Origin of the sequence: Acinetobacter sp. WCHAc010052, from assembly GCF_002165295.2 — a bacterium.
GTDB classification, from domain to species: Bacteria; Pseudomonadota; Gammaproteobacteria; order Pseudomonadales; family Moraxellaceae; genus Acinetobacter; species Acinetobacter chinensis.
In genome coordinates this window covers 1,010,690-1,022,998 of the sequence record NZ_CP032143.1, presented here as the reverse complement: position 1 = coordinate 1,022,998, position 12,309 = coordinate 1,010,690, and the positions used below count along the sequence as shown (strand labels likewise).

Below are 12,309 nucleotides of genomic sequence, written 5' to 3'. Positions count from 1 at the left end.
TTTTATATGACTGATTCCATTAACTCACCTGTGAAACACTGGTGTGAATTTGAGTTTATTTCCAAAACTGTGAACAATCCAAATATTCATATCAAAGGGAATTATTCTTATTATTCAGCGTACTGGGATCAAGGGTTTGAGCGTTGTGTGGTGCGTTATCTACATGACAAGCCATCGACGCCTGAAAAGCCGATTGATCAGCTTTATATTGGTAATTTTGTCTGTTTTGGGGCTGAATGCGTCATCATGATGGGTGGCAATCAGTTACATCGTCCTGACTGGATTTCTACTTTCCCTTTTGATACACGTAGTTTTTTACCTGCGGGTGATACTGTGATTGGTGATGGTTGCTGGATTGGTAGTCGTGCCATGATCATGCAAGGTGTGACTTTGGGTGAAGGTGCTGTGGTCGCAACTGGTGCTGTAGTTACGCAGGATGTGCCTCCTTATGCCATCGTTGGTGGTGTACCTGCCAAAGTCATTAAGTACCGTTTTTCTGAGGAAGATATCGAAAAACTGCTTTCCCTTAAACTCTATGAAATGGATGAAAAGCAGTTTTTAAAAATGCGGGAGAAGTTGCAGACTAATAATGTAGCTGATTTATTGAATTTTAACTCTCAATAAGAATACAATCCCCAATATTTTAAACCCCATCAAATAGTTATTAGTTATAGAGTTATTGCATTTTTCTCCCAAAAGACATCAACACTACACTATGCTTTTTAACTTTTTTGAATTTTTCAGTCTTACCCGCATCCCAGGTAAAATCCGTATAGTTCAACGTCCATTGATAATACGGCTTTCCAACATCCTTAAACTGAATCGACAGAATTGAACCATTTTCATCATGACAGTGCGGTGAGGTTTTATAATCTTTCTCAGAAAAACATGCTCTGATCCTTTCGGACAATGAAAACGGAATGGAAGACACAGCTGGTTGATATTTCCCGTTTGATTCCAATGCAACAAAGTCTGCAATGGATTCTTCTCTTCCTCCACCAGAATATCCTGCATACCACTAGCTCACCAAAGCTATAGCATTGATGTCAGTACTTATCGGATAAAATGCAGGATAGATAGACATACCTCCAGAATTTAATTCATTACCTCCATATTCAGTTATCGAGTGAGAATAATTTTTAAATTTCCAATGATTCAGAACTGCTAATTTTTCTCCCACCTTTTTTAACTGAATCAGTTCCAATTGATCTGTCAATAAATACAAAATCTGATCGTGCGTATTTTTTACTTTCCATAAGCTACTACCCATATCATTGCATCGGACTGATGCTTCACGGCAGATTCGGCTCAATTCTTCTTTTTCTGTTTTAATTTTGATCCAAGGTCGAGCCACAATATTTTCCTTAGCTTCACATAGCGAAACACAAAACAAGCTGATGGTGGAAAATAAAATACATACCAATTTATTCATTATAGTATCCATTCATTTGTATTTATTAAATAAGTGAAAGGTCACTCCAGTTGAAATTCAGTTCATTAACTTTATTATTTTATGTACTGACCTGTATTTTTAAAAATATAAATTTTTCAATATTTTAATTGATGCTATTCATATAAATTATTCTAACTTAGAAAAATAAAATAACTTTAATCATCACAGCCCTGACCAGTCACAAATTGTTCCAAAATAATATGTATCCAAAACTTTCATATGCCACTATCTGATTGAAATCCGTACTCAGACTTTAGTGTATAGGTGCATATTAAATAAACAATTTATGCTAAGTTAAACCTCAGCACATGAGTATTTTTAAAAATTATCCCTATGAAATTACTATGTTTTCTTTGTTGGGGAACAGCAGTATGATAAAGAGAGGCTGTAAAGTACTCCGTAATTCATAGTGATAAATACTACATCTTTGAAATAATGTTAATGGAGAGAAAAAATGTCCTATCAAAATATTTTAGTCCCTGTGGATGGTTCAGAAACTTCTTATTCAGCAGTCGCAAAAGCTGTTGAATTTTCAAAAGCTTTTGGCAGCAAAATCACAGTTGTCCAGGTTCTCGCTCTTGACCCTTACATTGCTGCTGAATACATTACATCCACTCAGACAAATGAGCTGATTGAACGTGCTCGCTCATCCATCATCAAAACACTGGAAGAAGCTGCTGAAAAATTCAAAGCAGAAGGTGTTAATGTTGAATCAAAACTGATCGAAGGTCAGGTTATTCATCGTGAAATTGTAAATGCAGCTAAAGAAATCAATGCCGATCTGATCGTCATTGGCTCGCATGGCCGTACAGGTATCAAAAAACTATTCCTGGGCAGCGTTGCTCAAAGTGTACTTGGCGAAACAGAAATTCCAGTACTGGTAGTACGTCAGTAAACTGTTCAGAACTCCGCTCCTCCTTGCAGATGCAGTGAGGAGTTATTTCAATAATTTCACTGCATCCATCCATATTTTTTTAAATCCACTTTTCCATTGATCACAGGTACATTCTCCTGCATCAATTTTATCTGCTGTAGATTTTCACCTGTTTCATTTTCCTTAGGTAAACTGATCTTTCCTTGAGAGTTAATCACTCTATACCAGGGAATCTCTGAAGAATTGTCCAAATTTTTCAGCACAAAACCAACCAGTCTTGCATGCCGGGGTAAACCTGCCAGTTTTGCAATCTGCCCATAGCTTGCAACTTTTCCATAAGGAATCTGGGCAATTACTGAAAGAATCTGCACTGCCAGTTCATTTGTGCTTTTACTGAAATTGCCTGCCATATTGACTCAAAAATTAACCGTTATTCATTTTAGGCAAATGAAATTAATACAAGCTTAATCTAAGCTTAAACAGGACACTAACAACAAAAACTGAGAATATCAATGAAAGGAATCTTCAAAAAACTATTACTTTCCACAGCACTGGCTGTCGGTACAGTAAGTGCATTCAGCCTGCCCTCTATAGCACTTGCAGGTTCCATAGATATACAGAGTGTGCTGCAACAGGAAAGAGCCTGGGCAGGTATGCAGAGTAAAAAACTTAAAGTTGGCGATATAGAATGGGCTTACAGTGAAGGTGGACAGGCTGGTAAGCCGACGTTGATGCTAGTACACGGTTTAGCTGGCAGCCGTGATAACTGGAACCGCTTAGCCCGTTATCTGACACCGTATTATCACGTTATTATTCCAGATTTACCAGGGCAGGGTGACAGCAAAGTTGCAGCAGACTTTGATTATTCCATTCCTAATATGACTGAAAAACTGCGTCGTTTTGCAGAAGCAGCAAAGTTTGAAAATGGATTACATGTTGCAGGACATTCGATGGGGGGAGCTATAGCCCTGCTCTATACTGCACAATATCCTGTAGATACAAAATCACTGTTCCTAGTAGATAGTGCTGGCGTATTTAAATCTGCTAATACGCCCTATCTGAAAGATCCAACAACACTCAGAAATATGTTGGTTGCTAAACCAGGTGATCTGGACAGAATCTTAAAAATTGCGACGAACTTACCCCCATTTATTCCGAAAGAACTGAAAGAATCTCAGGAAAAAATGATGATTTCACAATCAGCCAATACCTCAAAGCTGATTGAACAACTGATTGTAATGGCAAAAGTTTATACACCAGATACTTTTGCTTTGGCTGCCCGCTCTATAGATCAACCAGTACTGATCGCATGGGGAGACAAAGACCAGGTCATAAATGTTGAAGCCGCTGCTGAACTGAAAGGATTACTGAAAAATGCGCAGGAACCTGTCATTTTAAAAGGTGTGGGTCATATGCCAATTATGGAACAGGAACAGTTACTTGTGAAACCATATATGGATTTTTTAAATAAAGTGAAATAAACCGAAAAGGCAATAGCTGATAAGCTATTGCCTTAACCCAGTTCATCAACTGAGTGTTTCAATCATATAATTATAGAACTTACTCAACTGCCCTTTTTCCTCATCAGACAATGCACTGAAATCCTCTAAAAATTCACTTTTAAGAGGAATTTCCCCTAAATTGTCAGACTCAATAAACTCCTCTCTTTGACAGTGTATATACCGCGTTTTAATGCCACAGGCGACAATGTGAGAGCTCATCAAATGCTCTGCTGCTCTGAGATGTGTATAGTCATCAAAAAAATCAGCATAAATCAGTTTATTAAAATGAAGTGCAGTTTCCCAGATCATCCCTATTTTTTTGATTGAAGCCTGGCTACCTAATGAAAAACGGTCACAAAATCCCAGATTATGATCAAAATAATTGGTATACAGATAATTATCATGTTTTGACAGTACTTTGAAATGGTCAGACATATCAAACTTAATATGATTTTTCATATCAGGTCGTTTTCTCAAAACCACACGCGCACCAGAAAATGATGGAATAGAATGATAAAAATGATAAAACATTTTTGCCTGATGCAATCTTGAGCCTATCAGAAATCCCTGTTGTGACTCATACAATGTATTAAATGCTTTCTCATCAACAATACGATATTCAACATCTGTATTTATTTTACTCAGGGTTTCAAGGTTAAGTTCAATACCTTCAGAAGAAAATATTTTTTTTGACAGCATTGGAAACTTTTGCTGAAAAAATCCAAAATGCCTGAACGGTTCAGGGAGTAATCTAACAGCAGAAATACCAAGGATACGTCTTAAGGAATATAACCTTGGTGGAAATACAGGCTGAATGTTCCATGTTGAGAAGAAAACTTTTTTGAAATTATAATTCGATATCAGTTCATTTATATCATTGACAGAGTTTAATCCACCACGCATCTGCCCAACCAGATTCAAATCTACAAATTCATTCTTATCATCAGATACAATCTGTGAAATTTTAAAAACAATAAAATTAATAACTTCCTGCGTTTTTTCTGAAAAATTCCGTATTTTTTGCTCAAAATCAGCTGTTGAAATTCCCGCTTTTAGAGCAAGTGAATATTGTCTACAGAAATCAAGACTATAAGGCTTTATCAGATTAAATTTTAAAGCCTGATCATAGGTAATTAGACATTTATCTTCATCCTGAACAAGAGAGTTCAGCTTGATTGTAAAATAATACAATCGGTTTCTCTGATACTCATTAACCAATGGATTACAGATGATACCCTTAATACTAATTTTTTTTAGAAAATAATATGTATTTTCATAATACTTATTAAAGACAAGATTATGTGTATATTCAAGTAGAAAGTTAACCTCATCAGGAAAGCATAAATATGCCAGCCTATTAAAAAATATTTGTCTTGGTCCTGTATAAACCTCACCTTCATAAGTTTTACAAGCATTCTTAAAAAACAATAATGATCTCTCACCTTGATGATACAGTCGCCAGATAATATCCATTATTTTTTCAAAATCTAATTTTGAATATGATTGTTGAAGATGAATCAAATCAGAAACTTTATATTTTTTATAATCAAAGATCACGCGCTGTATGGGATTTCCTAAAATTTCAAGAATTATTTCTTTATGATTTTCAAAAATGTAATCATAGTGTTCATAATTTCTTGTTCGGATAAGGAAATCCATATATTGCCGGGATGCTCTCTCGCTTTTTAAGAGTATCTGAATATTACTCTGACAAAGATCAATTAATTTATCATATTCAATCAATCTAAGATAAAGCTCAAAAATTCTTTCAAAAACAAGAATATTTTTACTTCTTTCTAAAAAAAAACATTTTTCTATTGCCTGCTGTGCATCCAGAAAAAAACCAAGTCTCAGTAATGCATCAAAATTTAAAAGCTTAATTTTAAGGTTATTGGGAAAAATTTCTATTCCTTTTAAAGTATACGCAGAAACCTCAACAATTTTATTATCAGAAAACAGTTTTTTGATTTTAAAGATAAATTCCTCTTCAGAATCATTAAATTCTTCCAAATTATTATAATAGCCTCTAATTTCTTCTACAATCGGATCATCTCTCAATAAGTACATAATTCCCCCAGATCAATTCAGCATATAGACTTTATATAACCTCAAAGCATTTATAAGCATTGCTTTCTGCCTGTCTGGTCTATCTGCATGTAATGGAAGCATTGACATAAACAAAAGAATAACTAAGGGAATGATATCCTGAACTGACAAGCCGCTAACCTTAAAATTCTGCATATATTGAGATATAACTTTTTCAATGCGCTCATCTATATCAAAAACAATTTCTATAGATCCATTTGCTGATTCTTCAATCTTATAATAACCTGAAATAATATAATCATAAAGACCAACTATTGAATGTGTCAGCTTTGCAAAATCATACTTAAGATCACCAAATACTGTAAATTCAGCTTTATAATTTAACCCACGGGGATCAATAACTTTAATCCGATCGCCTCGCGAATCGTATAAAATATTACTGAAGCAAAGATCTCCATGCATAACACCATGAACAATTTCGATCCGCAACACTTTTTCTATACATTCTTCCATAATCTGATGTACAGAAGGTAGCTTATTATTCTTATAAATAAAACTTTTTTGCAGATCAAAATTCATTTCTTCAGAATATTCTTTTAGTCGATCACGTGTTTTATCCGTTATAAGCTTAAATGTATCCTGATTAATATCTCTTTTACTGTTTTCATCCATATCATTCTGTATGGAAATATTAATATACTCAGCAAGTTTACGTATAATTTTATTCCATTGCAGTATTTCATTTTTACCATGAACAAACAGTTCATTCAGTGGGATATATGGAAGATACTCAAGTTCATAATAATATCCTTCATTACGCTCACCATGATTTAATAAAACAGGGGTAAATTTTTTAAGTTCGGATGGAATATTTTCAAACCACAAGGCTTCAGCCTGAATCTTGACATCAGGTTTACCTTGCTTACTGACTATACCATCAATAATTTTCAGATCATTAAATGCACGTTGCGTCGTTATATTTGCTCTGGAACTGAAATAGGTATTTGAATGCCCTAAATCATGCCATTTATCGGTTTCAACAAGAGATAATTCGTGTTGGTTGCTGTAATATTTTACTGCATTAACATAATCATTACGATTTAATGTTAGTGATTTCAGTAGATAACTGATTGATGAAAAAGAGAAAAAACCACTCCATACTAAAGCATGTTCATTATTCTGTTTAACAACTTCCCAGGTATAACTATCATAAGAACGTGATACTGAAATAATATTTCTATCTTTTAAATTAACAAAATCAGAGATAAATGTATCACCATGCAACAGATAAAACACTTCATCAGCATTCATTTTTTCATTTGTATTTAATACATATAATAATGAGTCACACAGATTAAATTGATCTGGAGTTTTAACTACTGTAAGGTTCAGCGCATCAATAATCTTATTTTCAGATGAAGAGAGTTCATAACTTTCAGGCAATGACAGGTAAATATCCTGATTATTAAATGTCTTTCTCAATGCAGACACCTGCAGCTCGAGTAACTTTTTATTCCCTATAGGTAACAGACATGGTGGAATTTTTCCAAGCTCCACCTGAAATTCAGATATAACATATGCGCCTGATGCAATCAGAATCATCACTTTACTCCCAGAATTTTATTTAAAGTTTCCTTATACTCAGCTGGAGTTCCACAAAAACTGATATCTGTTTCATTAACAAGTTTATATTTAATATTCAAACCATCTTTAATGTACTTATTGTACAAAGGAGCAATATAAATTTCATTTCCACTAAAACTATCAACTTCTTCTTTCACATATTTTTTAAAAATGCTGGATGATTTAAAATAATATAATCCATTACTGCACAAACTGGAAATTCTATCTTTTTCAGTTGTTTTCAATACCTGATTATTTTCACCAGGCAAAACAAAAGACCAATGCTCACCTTCTCCATCAAATACTTCAAGGTAGCCATCAAGATTTTCATAATCTGTAAATTTAGTAAACTTTTCCAGTCGTGAATCAATATTGAAGATATAAATATCTTCATCCTGATTCACTTCTTTCAGCCCCTGAAATACAGTATCTGCCTGTCCAAGTGTATGTTCAGTCAGGGTAACAATTTGATAATTAGAAATACCCATTTTTTCAACCTGATTTTTAACGAAATCAGCTGTATTAAAATGATCAAAAACAATGAACAGAAACAAGTCGGATGAATAATATTCCTTAAATGAACTGACAGACCATTCAAAAACAGTTATCCCATTTAAATCAAGCATATACTTCGGCACTGTATACCCTTCTTTAAAGAATCTGGAACTTAATCCTGCCATTGGAATTACAATCATTTTATACCTGTTCTTTAGTTGTAAGGTTAATTATTTCTTCATATGATAAGTTCACAAACTCATCGGGTCTTATTGCTTTATCATCTACATAAAATCCTTCAAAACCACACCATGGTTTAGCTATATAGATTTCATCATATGGAACATTATGTTTATTTAGCCATTCAATCAGAATTGGCAATGTATTTGCTGCAATTTTACCGCTGTTTCCATTATAGGTTTTCATATTTCGACTTGTAGAAAGACAGATTTCAAAACCTTGCTGTTTATAATCCCACATTTTTTCTATTACTGAAGTAATAGGCTTTGAGTTCTTATAATCACCATTGATAGTTGTACAAATCGTTTCATCCACATCAAATATTAATCTTTTCATACTGATTACTTTTTACATTAATTATTAGTTTCCCTTGAATTCAAATTCCAACTATGTGAAATTCAGATTAAGGATGAGTATATACTGCAAAATCTTATCTTGATCAGTTAAAGTAACATTAACTTCTAATAAATCAGTCAGTGTCAAAAATTCAGAAATTAACTTTTAGACCTCTTCTTCTCTTATGTAATCCTTTAAAACTATTTTTTCATCAATTTTCATATTGTTTTCTTGATAGAATTTTAAAACTTCATCACGACTCAGCTTGCTTTCCAGTTCCATATCAATGAGTATTGAATTCAATAATTTTTTTTCAACATCATTTAAATTATGATGGGTCAATATTTCCTGAACTGACTTGATATAATCTGATTCTTCATTATCGTACAGCTTTTCATAATCAAGAAGAACACAGGAAAAAAGTGTATTCAAATTTATCTTTGGATTCAAAATTTTTCCACTTTTAATCAGCTGCAGATACTTATATGCAATCCTCGTTGTTAATGTTGTATTCAGTTTCTTCGTTACCGATATATTGAGATAAAACTCAACGATTCTGATTACTTCTGAAATATTTACCTGTGATATTTTATTATGATGCAGCATATCGAGTAAAATATACGTTGCATATTCAATTCCTGTTTTTGCAACAGGCAACAGCATTCTCTCAGTTGAAATAGATTTTGGACTGCTTATTTCCAGCCATTTACTCCATAACTCTTTTTCAATTGAAAAAGTTTCTGTTAAATCATGCCATAGCTGACTTTCACATTTTATACAGTTCAACGCACTGACATCATAAGTTTCTTTATACTTTTTATTGACCAATAAAGGTTTTGTTTTTAGCTGTTTATACCATTTAACTCCTTTGTCATCGTAAACTCCACTGTTAACAAAATCTTCAAGATTTTTCATATCCTGATAGCTGTATTCCATTTCAACAGTATTTCCATGAACTGCCAGCGATCTGATCTGATCCATAAATTTTGAATAGCTTTCAGAGGGCTTTAACTTACCTTCAACGGCATAAGTTAATACTTTTTCATTTCTGATTGAAGTCCCTAATCCTGTTGAATAAAGATTGTTTCCAGGTGAAGTACTGAAAAACTGATGAAACCCTGTCTCACTCAAAGTATTATCATTCACTCGTCCCATATAAAGTATTTTAAAATGCGTATGCATAATCAATATGAATATTGCATAAACTTTATAATATATATCAGGAAAAACTGACTCTTCTTTTTTTTCATCTACATATTTTTTTAACAGTTGAATTGTACTTCTGAAAACAGTAAAACGCATATAATCACGAAGAACCGGAAACTCTTCAATAAATGGCTTTATAAACCACTGTGCATTTGCCACAACCTGCTTCTGAAACATCAATTCATTTACATCAAAATTGATCAACTTATACAAATCTTTGTGGTAACCAAGAAATACAAAGTCAATCATGTGCATCAGTCTGACGGTTTTTGGTGAAAACACAAAAACCTTATACTGAAATACTCTTGGAAATTTACCAAAACTTATAGACTCAACGGCATAGTTATCAAATACACTCATTTTTTCCATTTGATTAATATAGTTCAGACTTCTATCCGTTCTGACACGCAATATAAAACTGTCTTTAGGAATTAAATCCAGTGCTCCCATTAACTGTCGGGACTGACGCCAGAAATTGACTGCATCAGTTGGTGTTGCCTGTAGTCCATCTGAAATTGGATGACTTTCAAGCACATACACATCCAACTGTTTAAGTGCAGCTCTTAAACCTTCATACTTATCAATTTCTCCACTCCATGTTGAAAGTAAAATATGGTGGATTTTATGCTCAGAACGAAGCTGAACCAGTTTACTCAAGGTCAGCTTAAAATCCAGTTCATCTCTGATATTGCCACATATCACTGCCCACAGATCTTTTTTCATACCTCACCATCGGCTTTGAAATGATTAATATAAGCCACATAACCTGAAAGGTTATGTTCCTGATCATCAATCCTTGTACGCAATCTATCATGCCGAACATTGAACGCATTCAGAATACGTTCGGGCTTAGCCATATACATGGCAACCTCAGGATAAAAAAATCCTGAACGCTGATACTCGGTACGATATTCGATCAGGTCTTCAAGTTCTTCAAATTTAGCCTGTGCGAACAGTTCATCATAACCCTGTTCACACATACGAATGACCATCTTATAAGCTGACATCATCATTTCTAGGAATGTTGCATAAGCTGTTTTTCGATTTCTGATAAAGTCCATATGCTTTAAATAGTTATTCATGCCAAACTTAAAATATTTTTCTTCTGGACAGATTTTTGTCAGCTCATTGCTACAGTAACTTAACCAGTGATCATGATATTTATCGTAATCTTTCTCTATAAAATGCTCAAACATCAGCTTTACTGTATCAAGTAAAACCGGATTGTCATTCAGTTGATATAAGCGCAGCAATCCAAGCGCAGCTTCGCCATCATAATAAACAATACGGAACTGTTCTTTCACATCCAGTGATGGATAGCTTAAAACATGTGTTGTTTCGCCTTTATCATCCACCATATAGCGGATACCTTCGGCCAGTTTTTCTGCATAAGCAATATACTGACTGTCTTTGGTAATTTCCTGATATTTTGCAAACATGAAAATTGCAGCAGCATTTGAGCCCAGTTTTATTTCCTGATCAGGTTCATTGCCATCAATCAAAAATGCTTTACCATCCATTTCTTTATAGAATGTATTAATTGCATACTGAATGGATGTTTTTATTTTTGGCAAATAGGCATCATTGTATTCAACTTCCAGTGTTTCGAGCAGTGCATAAACTGCTGTACAGTGCCGGACAGTGTTATAGCTTTTAATTTCACGGTCAAATGCTGGGAAATAACCATAAACAAAGCGACCATTTTCCTGGATTTGCCCATGCAGAAATTCTGCGTTTTTAAGTACAATTTCTTTAATATGCGCTTTTTTATCACCTTCAATAAACCTTATACCGTTAGAAGCTCCACCACTCTGTAATGCCAAAAATTTTTTATTTTCATAAATTGCAGAGATGGTATCAAACACCCAGGCCGTCTTTAATTTTGAAAGTTGTATATTTCCTTTAAAGTTTGGATTTTTTTTCTTTAATGCATCGTTCAGATTTTTTTCATCAAAAAAATTGGGTTCATTATAAACCACGCCTTTGATAATGGACTTTCCATAAATTTCCTGTTCGAGGAAGCACTGACCGAAACTACTGTCAAAGCTGATACCTTTTCTGTAATGATTATTATGTATCTGTCCTGTCACTTCTGCATTGATATCAGCCCAGTCTTTCTTTTCAATATTGACCGCAATGTCAAACTTTAAATATTCAGGTAAACCACGGTTCTTATCAAAAAACTGTTCACAGAATTTAAGGGTTCTTTTGATTACAGTCTGAACATCTTTGTCTGCTGTGGACCAGACATTACACCTGTTTTTACGGGTACCGTAAGAGAAAAAAACCACATAAATATCCTGAGCTTCCCTATTCAGCTCACTATTCAACCATTTCCCTAAATTTTCTTTAAATTCAGCAAGTTCTGAAAAAGTATTAACTGTCATTTTTTCACACGTTATATAAAAATTGTTATGTAGTTCACAACAAATATAGCATAAGTTTTCTTTCTGTTAAGACCTTATTTATATGTTTTTAGTAATTGATTTATATAAAAAAGAGGACCCTGAGGTCCTCTTTCTTTTACTGAATTA

The 12,309-nt window shown here is 33.8% G+C and carries 11 protein-coding genes; 3 read left to right on the top strand and 8 right to left on the bottom strand.

Annotated elements, in window-relative coordinates; all coding sequences use genetic code 11:
• The first annotated feature begins 6 nt into the window (after positions 1–6).
• A complete protein-coding gene (locus tag CDG61_RS05265) occupies positions 7–624 on the top strand; it encodes a CatB-related O-acetyltransferase (RefSeq protein ID WP_087550661.1) in 618 nt (205 codons plus the stop codon).
• A gap of 394 nt (positions 625–1,018) precedes the next feature.
• Here the strand turns inward: CDG61_RS05265 and CDG61_RS05260 are convergent, their stop codons facing one another.
• Positions 1,019–1,432 (bottom strand): hypothetical protein, encoded by a 414-nt coding sequence (locus CDG61_RS05260; RefSeq protein ID WP_147387771.1) that lies wholly within the window; start codon positions 1,430–1,432, stop codon positions 1,019–1,021.
• 475 nt (positions 1,433–1,907) lie between these two features.
• Between CDG61_RS05260 and CDG61_RS05255 the strand changes: the two genes are divergently transcribed.
• Complete coding sequence (locus CDG61_RS05255; RefSeq protein ID WP_087513268.1) at positions 1,908–2,348, top strand: universal stress protein; 441 nt, start codon at positions 1,908–1,910, stop codon at positions 2,346–2,348.
• Between the two features lie 56 nt (positions 2,349–2,404).
• Here the strand turns inward: CDG61_RS05255 and CDG61_RS05250 are convergent, their stop codons facing one another.
• On the bottom strand, positions 2,405–2,737 hold the full coding sequence (locus CDG61_RS05250) for an MGMT family protein (protein ID WP_087550659.1): 333 nt from the start codon (positions 2,735–2,737) through the stop codon (positions 2,405–2,407).
• Between the two features lie 102 nt (positions 2,738–2,839).
• Between CDG61_RS05250 and CDG61_RS05245 the strand changes: the two genes are divergently transcribed.
• Positions 2,840–3,808, top strand: a complete 969-nt coding sequence (locus CDG61_RS05245; protein ID WP_087550658.1) for an alpha/beta fold hydrolase — start codon at positions 2,840–2,842, stop codon at positions 3,806–3,808.
• Between the two features lie 45 nt (positions 3,809–3,853).
• Here the strand turns inward: CDG61_RS05245 and CDG61_RS05240 are convergent, their stop codons facing one another.
• The 6 genes from CDG61_RS05240 to CDG61_RS05215 form a co-directional block, all read right to left on the bottom strand.
• Positions 3,854–5,896: a hypothetical protein gene (locus tag CDG61_RS05240; protein WP_087550657.1), complete on the bottom strand. Its 2,043-nt coding sequence runs from the start codon at positions 5,894–5,896 to the stop codon at positions 3,854–3,856.
• A 12-nt stretch (positions 5,897–5,908) separates the two neighbouring features.
• A complete protein-coding gene (locus CDG61_RS05235) occupies positions 5,909–7,477 on the bottom strand; it encodes a phosphotransferase (RefSeq protein WP_087550656.1) in 1,569 nt (522 codons plus the stop codon).
• Positions 7,477–8,193, bottom strand: coding sequence for a glycosyltransferase family 2 protein (locus tag CDG61_RS05230; RefSeq protein WP_087550655.1), 717 nt, complete (start codon positions 8,191–8,193; stop codon positions 7,477–7,479). The genes CDG61_RS05235 and CDG61_RS05230 overlap by 1 nt, the downstream gene beginning before the upstream one ends.
• A 1-nt stretch (position 8,194) precedes the next feature.
• The gene (locus CDG61_RS05225; RefSeq protein WP_087550654.1) at positions 8,195–8,569 is read right to left on the bottom strand and encodes a capsular biosynthesis protein; all 375 of its coding nucleotides are present in this window, start codon (positions 8,567–8,569) and stop codon (positions 8,195–8,197) included.
• Between the two features lie 165 nt (positions 8,570–8,734).
• On the bottom strand, positions 8,735–10,498 hold the full coding sequence (locus CDG61_RS05220) for a hypothetical protein (RefSeq protein WP_087550653.1): 1,764 nt from the start codon (positions 10,496–10,498) through the stop codon (positions 8,735–8,737).
• Positions 10,495–12,162 carry a poly alpha-glucosyltransferase gene (locus CDG61_RS05215; protein ID WP_087550652.1) on the bottom strand — a complete coding sequence of 556 codons (1,668 nt, stop codon included), beginning with the start codon at positions 12,160–12,162 and terminating at the stop codon, positions 10,495–10,497. The genes CDG61_RS05220 and CDG61_RS05215 overlap by 4 nt, the downstream gene beginning before the upstream one ends.
• Positions 12,163–12,309: the final 147 nt, after the last annotated feature.

Bases quoted from the DNA above. Each gene is read 5' to 3' on its own strand.
- CDG61_RS05260 (WP_147387771.1), bottom strand. From the start codon at position 1,432: ATGAATAAATTGGTATGTATTTTATTTTCCACCATCAGCTTGTTTTGT.
- CDG61_RS05230 (WP_087550655.1), bottom strand. From the start codon at position 8,193: ATGATTGTAATTCCAATGGCAGGATTAAGTTCCAGATTCTTTAAAGAA.
- CDG61_RS05265 (WP_087550661.1), top strand. From the start codon at position 7: ATGACTGATTCCATTAACTCACCTGTGAAACACTGGTGTGAATTTGAG.
- CDG61_RS05255 (WP_087513268.1), top strand. From the start codon at position 1,908: ATGTCCTATCAAAATATTTTAGTCCCTGTGGATGGTTCAGAAACTTCT.
- CDG61_RS05215 (WP_087550652.1), bottom strand. From the start codon at position 12,162: ATGACAGTTAATACTTTTTCAGAACTTGCTGAATTTAAAGAAAATTTA.
- CDG61_RS05245 (WP_087550658.1), top strand. From the start codon at position 2,840: ATGAAAGGAATCTTCAAAAAACTATTACTTTCCACAGCACTGGCTGTC.
- CDG61_RS05240 (WP_087550657.1), bottom strand. From the start codon at position 5,896: ATGTACTTATTGAGAGATGATCCGATTGTAGAAGAAATTAGAGGCTAT.
- CDG61_RS05225 (WP_087550654.1), bottom strand. From the start codon at position 8,569: ATGAAAAGATTAATATTTGATGTGGATGAAACGATTTGTACAACTATC.
- CDG61_RS05235 (WP_087550656.1), bottom strand. From the start codon at position 7,477: ATGATTCTGATTGCATCAGGCGCATATGTTATATCTGAATTTCAGGTG.
- CDG61_RS05220 (WP_087550653.1), bottom strand. From the start codon at position 10,498: ATGAAAAAAGATCTGTGGGCAGTGATATGTGGCAATATCAGAGATGAA.
- CDG61_RS05250 (WP_087550659.1), bottom strand. From the start codon at position 2,737: ATGGCAGGCAATTTCAGTAAAAGCACAAATGAACTGGCAGTGCAGATT.